Genomic DNA, 16,797 nt, shown 5'->3' with positions numbered 1-16,797 from the left:
GACGGGGGATCCGAACCGGGGCACCGCCGCCGGCGGCGGTCCTTGTCGCGGCCGGGGTTCATCGCCCGTGCACGCAGATTTCACCCCGCCACTTGAAAGTAACGGAACCGTAACGCATACTGAGTGAGGCGCCCGGGCCGAAGTCCGGCGCCTCTTGCTGGACGACCCGGAGAATTTCGCGTGAGAGTATCTGCCAAGGCGCTTGCGGTCGGCCTGGTCTCATCCGTCACCTTCGCCCTCGGCGCGGCACCCGCCGTGGCAACCGCACCCGTCGAGGACTTCTCCTTCGCGACCGCTCAGCCCGCGGCCACGATCTCGCAGACCCTCGACACGGAGGATGCGTCGGCCGGCGCACCCATCGAGTCCGTGCTCGCGGCCGACGAGGCCGGCGACGTGCCTCACGGCTTCGATGTGGAGGCGGCCATCAAGCTCGCCGAGAGCGAGGTCGGCACGAGCCGCCCGACCGGCTGGAGCCAGCCCGGCGAATGCCTCGTGTCGGCGCAGCGCTGGGTCGTCGCCGGCGGCGGCGACTGGACCGGCGGCGGCGATCCCGTCTCGAACTACGCCGACGCGACGCGCGTCGCGCTCTCGGCGGCCGAGCCCGGCGACATCATCCAGTACGAGTACATCGAGTCGCCCACCTCGTGGGTCACCGGCGTGCACACCGTGCTCATCACCGAGGCGAACACCGACGGCACCTTCTCCATCATCCAGTCGAACAGCCCCGCCGGCTCCGGCCTCGTGACCAAGGTCGAGAACTGGACCCCCGCGCCCCCGGCCGGCTTCCAGACCGCCGTCTGGCGCTTCTGACGCCTCCTGCGGTCGGGGTCGGAACCGCGCCGCCGACCGCGGCACCCGGCCCGCGAAGGCGCAGCACCGACGCGACGGTGCATCACACGGCGCCCACGTCCACGGCGTCGCCGATCAGACCGGCCGACGGGGTGCGGTAGTCGACCTCGAACCACCGCTCCCCTCGCTTCTCGAAGCTGGTGATGCTCGAGAGCTCACAGCGGCGGGCGGCCGGGTTGTGGAACAGCGGCCTGCCCGCGACGTCCAGATGGGCGATCCAGATGGGGGCCTGGTGCGACACCATGACGATGTCGCCGTCGCGGGTCGACTCCCACGCCTCATCCATCGCCTCGCGCATCCGCGCCGCGATCTGCCGGTACGGCTCGCCCCAGCTGGGACGGAACGGGTTCCAGTACCGATACCAGTAGCGCGGCCTCTTGAAGACCGCGTCGGGCCCCGAGCCGACCTCGCCCTCGAAGGCGTTGGTGGGCTCGATGACGCGATCCTCGATCCCCGTCTCGAGGCCGAGTGCGCTCGCGATGGGCCGGGCGGACTGCTGCGTGCGCTCGAGCGGCGAGGCGAGGAGCCTGGAGACGACGCGGTCGCTGCCCGCGAGTTCGAGCGCCGCCGCCTCGGCCATGCGGTGGCCGAGCTCGGAGAGGCGGAACCCCGGCAGGCGGCCGTACAGCACGCGGCCGGGGTTGTGCACCTCGCCGTGGCGCACCAGATGCAGCAGTTTGTCGCTCACGAAACCATTCTACGTTCGGCGTGACCGGGAAACGTCGAGAGGCTGCGGGCCGGCACTGTTCATCGGAGCTTCTCCGAGCAGTCGCGCTCGCGCAACCCGGTTTTCCTAGCCTGAACGAAACAGGGAACAGGATTTCCTGCACATCGAGAAAGGACGTCCGGACCGTGAAGATCATCCAGATCTCAGACACCCACATCTCTCATCGCGGAGGTGTCACCAACGAGAACGCCGCGCGTGCCGTGAGCTTCATCAACGAGCTCGCGCCCGACTTCGTCGTGCACTCCGGCGATGTCGCGATCCTCGATCCCGACGAGGACCGCGATCGCGTCGCCGCGAAGCGACTCCTCGCGGGCATCGAGGCGCCGCTGCGCGTGCTGCCGGGCAACCACGACGTCGGCGAAGTCGGTACCCGCTTCACCGGCAACCGCCCCGTGAGCAGCGATCGCCTGGCCGCGTTCCGCGCGCATTTCGGCGACGACCGCTTCGTCGAGATCGTTGGCGACTGGGCGGTCATCGGCCTCAACAGCGAGATCTTCGAGTCGGGCCTGCCCGAGGAGGACGAGCAGTGGGCCTGGATCGAGCGGCTGCCCGAGATGGTCGGGGATCGACCTGCGCTGCTCTTCACGCACAAACCCGTGCGAGCCCCGCGCCCCGAGCTGCAGCGACCGGCGGTGTCGGTCGGGGCCGAGGCGCTGCCCCGACTCGAGGAACTCCTCGCGAGGCTCGACCTCAGAGGATACGGGAGCGGGCACCTGCACCACTACGCGCTGATCGAGCGCGAGGGCGCCCCCGTCGTCTCCGCGCCCTCGACCGCGTTCCTCGCCCGCTCCTCGGCCGGGGCCGATCTGACCGGCCCCGGCCTCGTGCAGCTGGGCGTCGTCGAGTACGTCATCGACGACGGTGCGGTGCGGCCCTTCTTCCGCGCTCCCGTCGACCTCGTCGAGAACGACCTGCTGCAGATCGATCCGCTGCTGAGCGCGCTCGCCGCAATGGGCGTGGAGGCGCCCGCAGCCTGACCGCGCGAGGGGGCCGCTCTCCCGCGAAAGGGCCCCCTCGCACGCCCGGCGGGCCCTACTTGAGGCCCGAGCGCACGAATGCGTCGACCACGTAGCGCTGCAGGAACAGGTAGACCAGGAAGATCGGCAGACATGCGATCGCGCTGGCGGCCATGACGGCCCCCCAGTTGTTGCCCTCCGCTCCCAGAAAGCCGCGGATCCCCACCTGCAGGATCTGGCCGCCCTGCTGCATGATGAGCGAGGGCCACAGGTACTCGTTCCAGGCGCTGATGAACAGCATGATGCCGAGTGCGGCGAGAGCAGGCCTCAGATTCGGAACGACCACCTCCCACAGCGTGCGCCAGGAGTTGCGGCCGTCCATGTCGGCGGCGTCGAGCAGCTCGCGCGGGAACGAGTCCAGGTGCTGCTTGAGCAGCATCACGGCGAAGGCTCCGGCCAACTGCGGCACCACGACGCCGAGCACGGTGTTGAGCAGCCCGAGTTGGGCGATGAGCAGATAGTTCGGGATCATCGTCACCTGGAAGGGCACGAGCCAGGAGCCGACGAACAGCAGGAACAGGATCTTCTGGCCCCGGAACGACCAGCGCGAGAAGCCGTACGCCGCGAGAATCGCGACGAGCAGCTGGCCGGCCGCGATCCCGAGCGCCATGCCGAAGGTGTTGAGAAGCATGCTGCCGAACGGCAGCGTCTCCCACACGTACCGGAAGTTCTCGAGGCTGAAGGGGCCGGGGAGAGGATTGTTCGAGAGCACCCGGTCCGCCGGCCGGAAGGCGGTGACGAACATCCAGTAGATGGGGAAGATGGAGGTCACCGCGAGCACGGTGAGGATCGTGAACGCCGGGATCATTCCGAGGCGGCGCCGGATGCGCGACCTCGCCAGCGCGGCGCCGGCGTCGAGGGCTGCGTCCGACGCCGGCGCGGCGACCTCCGGATACTGCGGGGCGACGAGCGTGAAAGCCATGTTCCGGTTTCCTTAGTTGTCGTGGAAGCTCAGTCGTTCTGACAATTCGACGAAGACGAAGGCGATCAGTCCGAACGCGATGAAGAAGAGCACGCCGGCCGCGGCCGCGATGCCCGCGTCGAAGTTGCGGAACGCGAACTCGTAGAGCAGGTAGTAGATGTTCGTCGATGAGCCGCTCGGGCCGCCCTGCGTGACGAGGTCGATGACCGGGAAGGTCCACTGAGCCGAGAGCAGGATGGTCATGAGCGCGAGAAACACGATGGAGGGGGAGAGCAGCGGAAGGGTGACGCGCCAGGTGATCTGCCTCCCGGACGCGCCGTCGGTGGATGCGGCGTGCGCGTAGTCCGGGCTGATTCCCGACAGGCCCGCCGCGATGACGAGCACCCCGAATCCGAGCATCTGCCATCCGACGATCACGATCACCGCGATCATCGAGGCGGACGGATCGCGGAACACGTTGTCCATCTCGATGCCGAAGAGCGTCCTCGCAACCGCGGGGATGGCGCCGCCCTCGGGGGCGAACAACCAGCGCCAGATGGCGCCCGTGGCCACCGGGGTCACGAGGAACGGGACGAAGATCAGCGCCTGGAAGACCGTCTTGGCCCTGCCCGAGACCCGCCGCGACAGCAGCGCGAAGACCACCGGAAGCGCGACCGAGATGACCAGGAACGCACCGGTGTAGAGCAGCGTGTTCCAGAGCGCCTGACGCAGTTCGGGAAGCGAGAGCACAGACGCGTAGTTCCCGAGACCCACCGGGGTCTTCGGCTGGGTCGGGATCAGGTTCCAATCAGAGAAGGAGAGCTCGAAGGTGCGCGCGAGCGGCGCGTACGTCCAGGTGATCAGCAGCGCGAGCGCGGGCAGGACATACAGATAGGGTGAGAGCTGGAGACCGCGTTTGCGCCTTCCGCCGCCGGGCGCAGAGGCGGGCGGGGCGTGCGAAGCCGACCCCTCGGGTGCGCCCCCGGCGACGGGAGGCCGGAGGTCGGTCGGCTGCGGGGGTACCTCGGTGAACAAGCTTCGATCCGTTTCTTCAGGGTGCCGGCTGGTGGACGCCGAGGAAGGTCTCGGATCTGCCCGTCACGATCCGAGTCGCAATCGGGAGCCCTGCGCAGACGGCGAGATCGCTGCGGGCTCCGGGAGCGCGGGCGGCTCCGGAGCACCGGTCGCGGCCAGATCGGTGGCGAGCAGGCGCATCTGCTCCTCCGTGACCTCGTACACCGACGAGAACTCGCCGATCGGCACCGCGGAGTGCATGACGCGATCTCCGAAGACGTGCACGAGGTTGAACCCCTGCGCGCCATCGCGACCTCGCATGATGCCCGCGGGTGCGGCGTTGTCGAGCGAGTAGCAGGTGGCCGAGGCGACCGACACCGGGATGCCGGTGTCTCCGAACGTGCCGAAGGTGTTGAAATGCAGGTGTCCGCCGAGGATCGCACGCACGTCGGTGTCGCGGAGCACCCCGGCGAGAGCCTCCTGGTCGTTCAGGTCGAACAGTCCCGACCCCGGCACCGGCGGGTGGTGCAGAGCGATCAGCGTGCCGTGCGGCGCGGGGGTCGCGAGCACGTCGCCGAGCCAGGAGAGCTGAGCCCCTGTGATGACGCCGTGGTGATGGCCGGGAACCGTCGAGTCGAGGGCGATGATCCGCAGACCGTTGATCTCGTGGACCAGATCGACGCTCTGCTCGCCCGCGTCGGAGTCGAGCAGGTGCCTGCGGAACGGGGTGCGGATGTCGTGATTGCCCATGACCCAGATGACCCGGGCCCCGATCGCCTCCGCGGCGGGCTCGACCAGCGCTCGCAGACGCCGGTAGGCGTCGGCGTCGCCCGTGTCGGCGAGGTCGCCGGTGAACACGATCGCCTCGGGGCGGGCCTTCGTCTCGGCGAAGTCGCGGAACAGGCGTTTGAGGTTGGCGTCGCTGTCGACCTTACCGTGCAGCAGGTCGGCGCCGCCGACGAAGTGGGTGTCGCTGATGTGCAGGATGAAGTGCTCGAGATCGGGGTGCTGGGTGCCGGCGAACATTGGGATTCCTTTTCTTCTGAGGGGACTCGTCGAATTCGGATGTCGGGTCTGAGTGCGGGCCTGCTGTCGAGCGCTGCCGGGACGCCGACCGCGCCTCGTCGGAAGCGGCCGTCAGGCGACGAGCCTTCGCTGCAGGCGGCTCAGCGCGTCGTCGTCGAAGCCGCCCGCGATCAGCATCTGCTCGGCGCCCCCGTAGCGTCGGTCGATCAGCTCGAGGGCGTCTGCGAGGGCGTCGGAGGGGCTCGAGGCGATGAGCTCGCGCAGCGTGTCGTCGATCGGGCCGGCGAACCGCGCCGTCGCCTCGGCGATCATTCGATCGACCCACTCCCCCGCGAGGTTCTCGGCGCTGGCCGCGTAGTCGGCGAGGACGTGCTCGCGCGACACGCCGACCGCGGTGAGCGCGACGGCAACGACCATGCCCGTGCGGTCCTTGCCCGCCGTGCAGTGCACGAGCACCCCGCCGTCGGGGGCGTCCGCGATCAGCCGCACCGCGCCCACGAGGGCGCCGACCCGGTCGGTCGCGATGCTGCGATACACGTCGCGCAGCCGGGGCGCCGGTCGATCCGACGGAATGGCGGCTCCCTCGAGGATCGGAACGTGCACGGTCTCGACGGCGGGGTCGAGCGCACTCGGCGCCTGCCGGAGCTCCTCCCCGTCGCGCAGGTCGATGATCCGCACGACGCCCTGGGCGGCGAACTGCTCGATGCCCAACGGGCTCAGCCCGTGCAGAGCGTCCGAGCGGAACAGTCCGGTCGCCCTCGTCACTCCGCCGCGCGCGGGGTAGCCCCCCGTGCTGCGGAAGTTGTAGGTGCCCTCGATCGTGATAGGAGCGCCGAAGCGGGGCTCGGTGGCGGAGATCATGCTCGTCCTCCTCACCCGCCGATCAGTTCTTGCGAGCGCTTGGCCGCGTCGCCCATCGTCTTGTCCGCCGGCTTGCCGTAGAACACGACCTCCTCCGCCGCGCCGGTGTAGAGCTCGCTGATCTGGGAATAGCTGTTGCCGGGGAACGATCGCCACGGTTCGAGGCGGTCGAGTTGGGCGAGGTTGGGACCGACCAGCCGGCTGTTCTGCGCGGCCCAGTCGTAGAGGGCTCCGCCCTCCTTCGTCAACGAGGTTCGCAGCGGCAGGTAGCCGATCTGGCTCGTGATGAGCTCGAAGGCGCGATCGCTGGTGAGGAAGGAGACCAGCTCCCACGCCGCGCGCTGCTTCGCCTGATCATCGCTGAGGATGAAGAGCGCCGAACCCGAGTTCACGGGGACCGATTCGCTCTCGCCGTCGATCGCCGGCAGGCCGGCGGCCCCGAGCTCCCACCCTCCGGCCTGAGAAGCCTGCAGCAGCGAACCCTGCACCGCCGCGCTCTGCAGCAGGAACGCGACGTCGCCCTTCGCGAGCCCCTCGTTCTGAGCTGCCGCATCGGCGTTCCGGAGCACGCCGGCCTCGTACATCCGGGAGAAGCGCTCGACCGCTCCGACGGCTTCGGGCTTCCCGAACTCGATCGTCTTGCGATCCTCGGACAGCACGTCGCCGCCGTTCGAGAGCGTCAGCGCCTGGAGGCACCACTCGCCGCTCGGGGTGAAGCAGGCGACATCGACCGAGGGCTTGCCGGTCATCGCGGTCACCTTCGCGCCCGCCTCCTGGACCTTGTCCCAGGTCGAGAGATCCGCGTCGGCCGGGACGCCTGCCTCGGCCAGCACGGTCTTGTTCATGAAGAGCATGGGGGTCGAGAAGACGTAGGGCATGCCGTAGGTCTTGCCCTCCCAGTCGCCGAGCACCTTGGCACGCGGATGGTAGGGGTTCTCGCCGCCGAACTGCTTCTGGACCGCCTCGTCGCCGACGATGTCGTTCATCGCTTTCGCCCCCAGCTGAGTCGCTGCGAAATCGAGCGAGTTGAAGCCGAGCTGCACGACGTCCGGAGGGCTGCCCGCGAGCAGCTGCGTCTGCACGCTGCTGACGACATCGTCGACGGAACCGCCCTGCGGCGGCTGAGCGGTCACCTTGATGTTGGGGTATTTCTGGCCGAACTCCTCGAGCAGCTGGTTCACGGTGTCCGTCCAGGGGCCGGGCTGCGTGAGGTTGTAGCTCTCGAAGACGATCTCGACCTGCTGATCGTCGGCCAGCTCGGGTACGACGGATGCCGCCGAGTCGGCAGGGGCAGCCCCGGAGGAGCAGGACGCGAGGGTCATGGCGGCGACGGCGGCCATCGCGCCCGTGGCGAGGAAACGTCTGAGTCGCATGGCGGTGGGATCCTTTCGGAAGGGTGATCGAGGTGATTGAGCCGGTCGGTCGGGAGCGGTCAGAGGCCCACCTGGGCGGCGTCGGCGGCGAGCGCGGCGTCCGCGACGCTCTGCGCGGCCGGATCGGGCCGCCACTCGAGGCGGCGGCCGCTGCCGCGGTCGAAGAGATGCACGTGCGACACGGGCGCGGCCAGCACGACGAGCTGGTCGGGGCGCCAGTCTTCTTCGCGGCCGCAGGAGACGGTCACGCGCTCCTCGCCGACGATGCAGTGCACCAGCTGTTCCCGGCCGAGGTTCTCGACGAGATCGACCGTGCCGCGCAGCGCGACGCCGGCGGTCGGCACCGCCTCGGGAGCGCCGCCGGCGTAGACGGCGAGGTGCTCCGGCCGCACCCCGAGCACGACGTCGCGCTCCGGAGTCGCGCCCTCCCACAGCACCGCCTCGACGCCCGGGGCGAAGACCGAGATCTTCCCGTCGGTCGTGGTGAGGGTGGCATCCAGCAGGTTCATGGCGGGCGAGCCGATGAAACCGGCCGCGAACACGGAGCCGGGGGCGTCGTAGAGATCCTCGGGCGTGCCGTACTGCTCGATGCGCCCGCGGTTGAGCAGCGCGATCCTCGTGGCCATGGTCATCGCCTCGATCTGATCGTGGGTGACGTAGACGAAGGTGGCGCCGAGCTTGCGATGGAGCGCCGCGAGTTCGCGACGGGTCGCGGTGCGCAGCTTGGCGTCGAGGTTCGAGAGCGGCTCGTCCATGAGGAACGCCTTCGGCTCGCGCACGAGTGCTCGCGCCACGGCCACGCGCTGGCGCTGGCCGCCGGAGAGCTCCTTGGGCTTGCGATCGAGGAGGTGGTGGATCTCGACGGCCTCGGCCGCGGCCCGCACCCGCTCCGCGATCTCGGTCCTCGGCATCCCCCGCACCCTGAGCGGGAAGGCGAGGTTCTTCGCGACGGAGAGGTGCGGGTAGAGCGCGTAGCTCTGGAACACCATCGCGAGGTCGCGCTTGCGGGCGGGGAGCGCCGTGATGTCCTCGCCATCGATCCGGATGCTGCCGCTCGTGGGTTCGAGCAGCCCCGCGATCATGCGCAGCAGCGTGGTCTTGCCGCAGCCCGATGGGCCGAGCAGCACGAGGAACTCGCCGTCCTCGATGTCGAGCGAGATGCGATCGGTCGCGACGAAGTCGCCGAACTCACGGGTGATCTGGTCGAGTACGAGTCTGGCCACCGGACGCCTCCAGGGAATCGGGTTTCCTGAATCTCGGTCCTCAGGAAACGATTGATTCCAGACTGGGCGCGGCGGGTGAACAGCGCGGAACGGGCTCGCGAACGTCGGTCGCCGAACTCGGGAACTTCCGGGGCGGAGGGTGAACGACGCGAATCGGAGGGCGCCCTCGCCCGCCTACGCGCCCTGTCGCATCATGGTGCGCACCTCGTCGAACACCTCGGCGCGCGCCGCGATGGCGGCGGGCGCGGTGCCGAGCGCGGCCGCGTGGAGGGCGGAGAGCAGCAGCATCTGCACGATGTTGCCCGTAACGGTGTTGTCGTTCCAGCTGTGGAAGCCGGCGCCGGCGACCAGCGCGTAATCGGCGATCTCCGCGAGCTCGGACCTCCCGTAGCTGGTGATGGCGATCACCATCGCCCCGCTCTCCGCGGCGAGTCGCGCCGAGCGGAGCGTGAAGTGGTTCATGCCGCTGTCGCTCACCGCAAGGCAGACGTCTCCCGGCCGCAGCAGCTTGGCGGCTATGTGCTGCGTGACGATATCGACCGGACTCTCGCACACCTTGCCGCTGGTGAGGAAGCGCAGGGCGACCGACTGCGCCGCCGCGAGCGAGGCGCCGTTGCCGACCACGAGCAAGCGCGAGCAGTCCCTGATGCCGAGGGCCGCCGCGTCGAACGCGTCGAAGTCGAGCGCCCCGAGCGCACCGTTGATTCCCGCGACGGCCCGCTCGAAGATGCGCTCCACGGGATGCTCCGGCGCGGCGCCGGCGGCGCCCGCGGCCGCGGGGGCGGCCTGATCCCGGATCAGCAGCTCGCGCAGACGCTGAAACCCGGCGAAGCCCATCCGTTTGCAGGCTCGCACGACGGTGGCGGGCGAGACCCCGGCGCGGCGCGCGAGGTCGGCCACCGACATGTCGACCACGCGGTCCGGCTCGTCGATGCAGACCTGCGCCACCCGTCGCTCGCTGGGCACCAGGGAGGGGGCGTGCGACTGCAGCAGGGCGCGCGTTCCGCCGATCGGGGGAGAAGCCGGGATACTCATACGTTGTTCATAGCACTGCAAGGTGGATCGGAGGTGTCCTCCGGGTGTCCTCCGCTTTTCAGGCAGGCGATCTCGTCCGACGAGCGGCGCGGATTCGGCCCGATGACGGCGCTTCGCCGTGCACCGTCTCGTTGCCGGCGACACCGCGGTGCGCGGCCCCGGGCGCGGCCTATGCTGGGCGCATGAGCTCACCCCCGCCCGTCGTCGTCATCGCCCCCGACTCGCTCAAGGGGAGCTGCACCTCCCCGCAGGCGGCCGCGGCGCTCGCCGAGGGGGCGCGGGCGGCGCTCGGCGACGGGGCCCGCGTGATCGAGGTCCCCCTGGCCGACGGGGGCGAGGGCACCCTCGACGCGCTGGCGGCCGCGTGGGGCGGCAGGATCCTCGGCGTTCGCACCGGGGATGCGCTCGGCCGCGATCGCTCGGGGCGCATCGGGATCAGCCCGGACGGGCGCACCGCCATCGTCGAGGCGGCCGAGGCCAACGGCCTCCCGCACGTCTCCGACCGCCGGCTGCGGCCGCTCGACGCCGACACGGCGGGCGTCGGGACGCTGCTGCGGGCCGCCCTCGAGGCGGGGGCCGAGGAGATCCTGCTCTGCGTCGGAGGGTCGGCGACCAACGACGGCGGCGCGGGCATGCTGCGAGCGCTCGGCGCCCGGCTGCTCGACGCCGAGGGGAGCCCGATCGCGGCCGGCGCGCGCGGCCTCGGCGGACTCGCGAGCCTGGACCTCTCCGGCCTGCTGCCGGCCGCGCGAGCCGCGCGGTGGCGCATCGCCTGCGACGTGGAGCACCCGCTCACGGGCCCGAATGGGGCGGCGGCCGTCTTCGGCCCGCAGAAGGGCGCGGCGCCCGCCGACATCCGCGCCATCGACGCGGGTCTCGAGCGGCTGAGCGGCCTGCTCGCGGCGCAACTCGGCGTCGACCCCGCGTCGCTCGCGCGGCGCCCCGGCACGGGGGCCGCCGGCGGGCTCGCGATCGGTCCGGTGGCGCTCTTCGAGGCCGAGCTGGTGCCGGGCGCCACGCTCGTCGCCGAGGCCGCCGGGCTCGGCGACGCGCTCGCGGACGCCGATCTCGTGATCACGGGCGAGGGGCGGCTCGACGCGCAGTCGCTCAGCGGGAAGGTGGTCTCGCGGGTGGTCGAGGAGGCCTCTCCGCGAGTGCCGGTCGTGGTGATCGCGGGATCCGTCGCACTCTCGGCTGCCGAGTGCCGAAGCGCCGGGATCACGGCCGCCCTCTCGGTGGCGCCGGGGCCCGCGAGCCTCGACGAACTACGGGCGCAGACCCCGCGGCTGCTCGCCGAGGCCGCGGCGCACGCCTGCGCGCTGGCGCGCCTCCCCCTTCGCGGCTGAGCGGGCCGGTGCAGCGCGGGCGGGCGGCTCGTTTCGCTCACAGCCCGCTCTTCTGGGCCGGATCCCGACGAGTTACTCCCATTTGCGCATTCTCAGCCCCACCGACTCGACGCGGCTGGCAGACTCGTGGCACATCGAGCAGAATGGAGCCGTGATCGAGATGACCGAGCCTCAGGTGTGGACGCTCATCGGCGTGTTCGCCGCCGCCCTCGCCGGCATGATCACCTTCACCACACAGGCCATGTGGCGGGCCCTGACATCCCGGATCGACTCGCTGCGCGATGAGATGAGAGCCGAGTTCGCCTCGATGCGGACGGAGACGGCGGCACGGTTCGACTCGATGCGGACGGAGACCGCGACGCGGTTGGACTCGGCGCGCACAGAGACGGCAGCGCGGTTCGACTCGGTGCAGACGGAGACCGCTGCGCAGTTCGAGTCGCTGCGCACGCAGATCGCACACCTCGACCGCGACGTGCAGGCCATCAGCCGCAGAGTGTTCCCGGAGTAGCCGGGCCGCTATCTGGAGAGGGCAGCGTCGAAGGCGGTCTCGGACCGCCTCCAGAGCGGCGACCGAATCCGGATCCTCTACGCCGCCGACGCGGCGCTCAGGCTCGCGACCTCCTCAGGAGCGAGCTCGAGCTCCAGCGACGCGAGCAGCGCCCGCAGCTGCTCCGTGTTGCGCGCGCTCGCGATCGGGCCAGCCACCGTCGGCTGCGCGCGCAGCCACGCGAGCGACACGGTCGCGAGCGGCGCACCGTGGGCGGCGGCCACCTCGTCGAGCGCGGCCAGCACGGCCCGGCCCCGCTCGTCGAGGTACCGCGCAGCGCCCTCGGCCCGGGGACTCGCCCCCTGCGCCGAAGCGGCGCCCGCATCGCGGTACTTGCCCGCGAGGAACCCGCTCGCGAGCGAGTAGTAGGGAAACACCGCGAGCCCCTCGCGCTCCGCGACGCCGCGCAGCCCGTTCGTCTCGAAGTCGCGCTCCACGAGACTGTAGTGGGGCTGGAGCGCCACGGGCAGGTGGTAGCCGCCCTCGCGCGCGATCCGGAACCACTCGTCGATGCGGTCCGCCGTGTAGTTCGAGAGGCCGATGGCGCGCACCTTGCCCTCGTCCACGAGGGAGGAGAACGTCGCGACGGTCTCGGCGAGCGGGGTCTGCGGGTCGTCGTAGTGCGCGTAGTAGAGGTCGATGCGATCCGTCTGCAGGCGGCGCAGGGAGGCCTCGGAGGCCGCCCGGATGTTCTGCGGGGCGAGCCCCTTGAACTCGGGGTGCGTGGACACCTTCGTGGCGATGACCACGTCGTCGCGGTTGCCGCGCGCCGCCAGCCACTCGCCGATGATCGTCTCAGACTCGCCGCCCGCGTTGCCCGGCGCCCAGTGCGCGTAGCCGTCGGCGGTGTCGACGGCATCTCCGCCGCCTTCCAGGAAGGCGTCGAGCACCTCGAGGGAGGCGTCTCGATCCGCCGTCCAGCCGAACACGTTGCCGCCGAGCGAGAGCGGCGCGATCTCGATATCGGAGTCGCCGATGCGGATGCGTGAGAAGGTCGTGCGGGTCATGGCGGGTGCTGCCCCTTCCTCGTCGATGGACGGTTGCGCTGTCACCCAACATTCTCCGGCGATCGCCTATTCCCCGCAGTCGCGTGACGCCGCGTGACGGCTCCGCTCAACGGGCGAAGATCTCGCTGAGCGCCGGCGCCGCGTCCCGGTGCGAGCGGATCACGTGACACGTGCCGCGGCCGCGAGAGGCCAGCTCCCGGCCGAGATCGATGTCCTTCTCCCCGCTCGCATCGAGCAGCACGTCGAGTCGCGGCAGCTTCGCGGCGAAGGGGCGGGGATCCGGCCCCGCGTTGTGCACGCAGTCGGAGAGCAGGATCGCCCTGGCCTCGCGCGCGGGGACGCGCGCGAGCTGCCGGCCCGCGACCTCGAGCGGGAAGGCGACGTTAGTGAGTCCGCGCGCCGGGATCCGAAGGATCCGATCGAGCAGGTCCTCCGGCCTCACCGGGTCGCCCAGCTCGAGCAGCAGGGCCGCGTCCGACCAGAACGCGATCACGGCGAGCGCGTCGTGCGCGAGTTCGCCCGCCAGGGCTCCCACGGTCGCCGCGGCGGTCGCGATCCGCTCGCCCTTCATCGAGCCCGAGACATCGACGAGCAGCACCACCGAGCGCTTCGTGCGCAACCGCTCGCGCACGAGGATGTCCTCGTCCTCGGGCACGGGGAGCTCGGCCAGCACCTCGATGGTCGCGTCGAGATCCACCTCGTCGGAGGCGCCCCGGTAGGGCACGGTCTCGAGCCTGCCGAGGCCTCTCAGCGCCGAGGCGTCGCGCCGAGGCCTGCGCACCGAGAGCCGCGAGGCGATCTGCCGCGCCATCGCGCGCACCCGCGGGTCTCCAGCGGCCTCCTGCCCGGGCTCGCCGACGAGTGCGGCCGGCTCGTCGGTCTCGCCGGGCGCGACGACACCCGGCAGCGGCGGGGCCGGGCGGTCGCGGGATCCGCCGCCGTGCAGCACCCGCCCGCTCCTGCCGGGCTTCGACCGCGCGTCGTGCAGCGCCGGTGCGTCGTCGAGCCGTTTGGGCTTGCGCCGCAGCGGCTTTCCGCGCGAGCCGTCGCGATCCCGCCGCTCACGCGTGATCGGCGACTCGGCCTCGACGGCTCTTCATCCGGGCGCCGCCGCGTGCGGCTCGAGAACGAACCGGTCCTCCCAGATCTCGCGCAGTACGCGCTCCGGCGTGGTCTCCGCGGCCTCGTCCACGTGGATGCGTCCCGAGAGCCCGACCGTCATCGCATCGTGGAAGAGCTCGGGGTAGCCCTCGGCCACTGGATCCGTGAGGCCCCGCAGAGCGGCCAGCTGGGCCGCGATCATCGCCGTGTCGATCGCGCCGCGCACGCTCGATCCCTGGCGCACGTCCGGATGGGTGCGGGTGCCGCGGGTGACGGCCACGGCGTCGCCCACGATGCGCTCGCCGAGCGGGTCGTCGGCTCCCGCCGCCCCGGATGCCCCGAGCCCCGCGCGAAGCCGCACGATCCGCTCCTCCTCGTCAGTACCCTGGTAGCCGATCACCACTCGGTTCAGCCGATCGTGCACGCTCTGCGAGAGGCGCGCCGTGCCCACGTTGTCGAAGGGGTTCATCGACGCGACCACGCGGAACGTGGGCCCCGCCTCGACCCGCCCCACTCGCGGCACGGAGACGGCCCGGTCGCCCATCGCCATGAGCAGCGTGTTCATCGTGTCCTCGGGGGCCCGGTTGAGCTCCTCGATGTAGAGGAAGCCGCCCTCCTGCATGGCCTCGACGAGCGGTCCCGGCACGAAGTTCTCGGACGAGTAGTCCTCGCGCAGCACGCGGGCCGGGTTGTGGTGGCCGACGAGCTTGGCGGGCGTCAGGTCGGCATTGCCCTCGACGAGAAAGAGCGGGATCCCCCACTCCTCGGTGATGGCCTTCAGGATGGTGGTCTTGCTCGTGCCGGGAGGACCCTCGAGCAGGATGTCCCTGCCCGCCGCCACCGCCGCGAGCGCGAGTTCGAGCTCGCGCTCGCGGCCGATGACGCGCGCGGCGATCCGGCTCCTGCTCTCGCCGAGGTTCTCGGCACCGGTGTGCTTCTGGGGTTCGGTCAGCAACGTCGCCTGCTTCCTCTCCGGACTGCCGTCTCGGCCGCCCTAGTCCCTGACCGGCGCCGGGTTGTAGCCGGGCTGCAGCAGGTGGCCGGCATCCACGGGCACCATGATGCCCGTCACCCTCGCTGCCAGATCGGAGTTCAACCAGAGCGCGGCGTCGGCGATCCGCTGCGGCTCCATGAACCCGACGCCCTTCAACGCGTGGAAGGAGTACCCGGCCTCGAGCAGGTCGGCCTCGGTGCCCTCTCCCTCCGGCTTGCCAGACATCATGTCCCAGGCCCCCTGCCAGTTCGTCATGGGCGTCAGGATCGCGCCCGGGTGCACGGAGTTCACGCGGATACCGTGCTTCGCGTATTCGAGCGCGAGCGTCTTCATCAGCCCCACGACGCCGAACTTCGCCGAGCAGTAGTGCGCGTAGTTCTCTCCGGGCTCGATGCCGTTGATCGATGAGGTGATGACGATCGACCCGCCGCCGTTCTCCATCATGTGCGGCAGAACCGCCTTCGCCGATTTCCAGACGCCGGTGAGGTTGACCCCGATCATGTCGTCCCAGGCCTCCTCGGTGAGCTCGTGCGCGGGCGAGAGCGAGAAGATGCCCGCGTTCGCGATCAGGATGTCGACGCGGTCGAACTCGGCGAGCCCGGCCTCGACGGCCCTGTCCAGATCCGCCTGCTTGCGCACGTCCCCGTCGACCGCGACGATGCGGCGGTCGAGCGCTTCGACCTGCCGCACCGTCTCGTCGATATCGGCCTGCTGCGCCATCGGATACGACACCGTCCCGATCTGCTCCAGCGTGTCGATGATGACGACGTCTGCGCCCTCACGAGCGCACGTGACGGCGTGCGCTCGGCCCTGACCGCGCGCACCGCCGGTGATGAGTGCTGTTTTGCCTGCGAGCATTCCCATGGTGAGATTCCTTTCGTCCTGTCGAAGCTTCGTCGTCGAGCGGTTCGAACCGGCGGCGCGCGGCGCCCGTGATGAAGGCGACCTTGCCTTCCAACCTTCCAGTCGCAGTCATCCCTCCGAACATCGATGCTCATCCCGGTCGACGACGGCTACTTGAGGAAGCAGCCGGCGTCGACGGGAAGCGGAACACCGGTGATGTAGCGCGCCTCCTCCGAGGCGAGGAACAGCAGGGCGTTCGAGATGTCGACCGCCTCGACCCACGGGATCGGCAGCAGGTTGGTCGCCTGCGACGCGACCGCGAAGTCCTCCACCGTCGGGTGCTCGATATCCGGACGGAAGAGCTTCATCGTGATCTCGTTCATGATCATCGGGGTGTTCACCTGAGTGGGGTGGATGCTGTTGACCCGGATCATGTGCGGCGCCAGCTCCACCGCGAGGGTGCGCATGAGCCCCACGACGCCGTGCTTCGCCGAGACGTACGAGGCGGCGTTCGCGTATGGCTTCAGCCCGGCCTCCGAGCTCGTCAGCACGATGCAGCCGCCGTTCCCGGCCGCGATCATGTGCGGGATCGCGGCCTTCGCGGTGCGCCAGACGCCGACGAGGTTGACCTGCTGCATGTCGACGAACTCCTCGTCGCTCATCTCGTGCGCGAGATTCGGGTACATCGCGATCCCCGCGTTCGCCGAGACGACGTCGAGGCGGCCGAACTGGGCCACCCCCTCGGCCACCACCGCGTCGATCTGCTCCTGGTTGCGCACGTCGGCCTTGCGGGCGACGATCCTGCGGTCGAGCGCCTCCACCTGCGAGACGGTCTCCGCAAGATCGGCCTCGGTGGCCGGCTCGGTCGGCACGTTGGGCTGCTGCTCGCAGGCGTCGAGCGCGATGATGTCGGCGCCCTCCTGCGCGAGGCGGA

At 70.5% G+C, this 16,797-nt stretch carries 17 protein-coding genes; 4 read left to right on the top strand and 13 right to left on the bottom strand.

What is annotated here, in order from left to right:
- The first annotated feature begins 180 nt into the window (after positions 1-180).
- Complete coding sequence (locus D1J51_RS12495; RefSeq protein ID WP_119075691.1) at positions 181-810, top strand: lipase; 630 nt, start codon at positions 181-183, stop codon at positions 808-810.
- Positions 811-892: 82 nt separating this feature from the next.
- Here D1J51_RS12495 and D1J51_RS12490 read toward each other — a convergent pair whose 3' ends face one another.
- Positions 893-1,537: a histidine phosphatase family protein gene (locus D1J51_RS12490; protein WP_119075689.1), complete on the bottom strand. Its 645-nt coding sequence runs from the start codon at positions 1,535-1,537 to the stop codon at positions 893-895.
- Positions 1,538-1,701: 164 nt separating this feature from the next.
- Here D1J51_RS12490 and D1J51_RS12485 point away from each other — a divergent pair, with 164 nt between their 5' ends.
- Positions 1,702-2,553 carry a metallophosphoesterase family protein gene (locus tag D1J51_RS12485; protein ID WP_162903815.1) on the top strand — a complete coding sequence of 284 codons (852 nt, stop codon included), beginning with the start codon at positions 1,702-1,704 and terminating at the stop codon, positions 2,551-2,553.
- 55 nt (positions 2,554-2,608) lie between these two features.
- Here D1J51_RS12485 and D1J51_RS12480 read toward each other — a convergent pair whose 3' ends face one another.
- The 7 genes from D1J51_RS12480 to D1J51_RS12450 form a co-directional block, all read right to left on the bottom strand.
- Positions 2,609-3,514: a carbohydrate ABC transporter permease gene (locus tag D1J51_RS12480; RefSeq protein ID WP_205547887.1), complete on the bottom strand. Its 906-nt coding sequence runs from the start codon at positions 3,512-3,514 to the stop codon at positions 2,609-2,611.
- Between the two features lie 12 nt (positions 3,515-3,526).
- The gene (locus tag D1J51_RS12475) at positions 3,527-4,528 is read right to left on the bottom strand and encodes a carbohydrate ABC transporter permease (RefSeq protein WP_119075685.1); all 1,002 of its coding nucleotides are present in this window, start codon (positions 4,526-4,528) and stop codon (positions 3,527-3,529) included.
- A 63-nt stretch (positions 4,529-4,591) separates the two neighbouring features.
- A complete protein-coding gene (locus tag D1J51_RS12470; RefSeq protein ID WP_119075683.1) occupies positions 4,592-5,533 on the bottom strand; it encodes a metallophosphoesterase in 942 nt (313 codons plus the stop codon).
- A 111-nt stretch (positions 5,534-5,644) separates the two neighbouring features.
- Positions 5,645-6,394, bottom strand: a complete 750-nt coding sequence (locus D1J51_RS12465; protein WP_119075681.1) for a tyrosine-protein phosphatase — start codon at positions 6,392-6,394, stop codon at positions 5,645-5,647.
- Positions 6,395-6,405: 11 nt separating this feature from the next.
- Complete coding sequence (locus tag D1J51_RS12460) at positions 6,406-7,767, bottom strand: extracellular solute-binding protein (RefSeq protein WP_205547886.1); 1,362 nt, start codon at positions 7,765-7,767, stop codon at positions 6,406-6,408.
- A gap of 59 nt (positions 7,768-7,826) precedes the next feature.
- Positions 7,827-8,990 (bottom strand): ABC transporter ATP-binding protein, encoded by a 1,164-nt coding sequence (locus D1J51_RS12455; protein WP_119075679.1) that lies wholly within the window; start codon positions 8,988-8,990, stop codon positions 7,827-7,829.
- Positions 8,991-9,164: 174 nt separating this feature from the next.
- Positions 9,165-10,025: a MurR/RpiR family transcriptional regulator gene (locus tag D1J51_RS12450; protein WP_119075677.1), complete on the bottom strand. Its 861-nt coding sequence runs from the start codon at positions 10,023-10,025 to the stop codon at positions 9,165-9,167.
- Between the two features lie 182 nt (positions 10,026-10,207).
- On the opposite strand from D1J51_RS12450, the gene D1J51_RS12445 reads away from it, so the two are divergent.
- Both D1J51_RS12445 and D1J51_RS12440 read left to right on the top strand, forming a co-directional pair.
- Complete coding sequence (locus D1J51_RS12445; RefSeq protein ID WP_119075675.1) at positions 10,208-11,371, top strand: glycerate kinase; 1,164 nt, start codon at positions 10,208-10,210, stop codon at positions 11,369-11,371.
- Between the two features lie 160 nt (positions 11,372-11,531).
- Entirely contained in the window at positions 11,532-11,879 is a 348-nt protein-coding gene (locus D1J51_RS12440; protein ID WP_119075787.1) for a hypothetical protein, read from the top strand.
- A 77-nt stretch (positions 11,880-11,956) separates the two neighbouring features.
- On the opposite strand, the gene D1J51_RS12435 is transcribed toward D1J51_RS12440, so the two are convergent.
- From D1J51_RS12435 to D1J51_RS12415, 5 genes are all read right to left on the bottom strand, one after another.
- The gene (locus tag D1J51_RS12435; RefSeq protein WP_119075673.1) at positions 11,957-12,925 is read right to left on the bottom strand and encodes an aldo/keto reductase; all 969 of its coding nucleotides are present in this window, start codon (positions 12,923-12,925) and stop codon (positions 11,957-11,959) included.
- Between the two features lie 106 nt (positions 12,926-13,031).
- Entirely contained in the window at positions 13,032-13,874 is an 843-nt protein-coding gene (locus tag D1J51_RS12430; RefSeq protein ID WP_205547885.1) for a vWA domain-containing protein, read from the bottom strand.
- 147 nt (positions 13,875-14,021) lie between these two features.
- Positions 14,022-14,981, bottom strand: coding sequence for an AAA family ATPase (locus tag D1J51_RS12425; protein ID WP_119075669.1), 960 nt, complete (start codon positions 14,979-14,981; stop codon positions 14,022-14,024).
- A 39-nt stretch (positions 14,982-15,020) separates the two neighbouring features.
- Positions 15,021-15,884, bottom strand: coding sequence for a mycofactocin-coupled SDR family oxidoreductase (locus D1J51_RS12420; RefSeq protein ID WP_119075667.1), 864 nt, complete (start codon positions 15,882-15,884; stop codon positions 15,021-15,023).
- Between the two features lie 149 nt (positions 15,885-16,033).
- A partial coding sequence (locus D1J51_RS12415) for a mycofactocin-coupled SDR family oxidoreductase (protein WP_162903814.1) occupies positions 16,034-16,797 on the bottom strand: 764 nt, incomplete at its 5' end.

Source organism: Leucobacter sp. wl10 (assembly GCF_003569785.1).
GTDB lineage: Bacteria > Actinomycetota > Actinomycetes > Actinomycetales > Microbacteriaceae > Leucobacter.
This window is presented reverse-complemented; position numbering and strand designations above follow the sequence as displayed.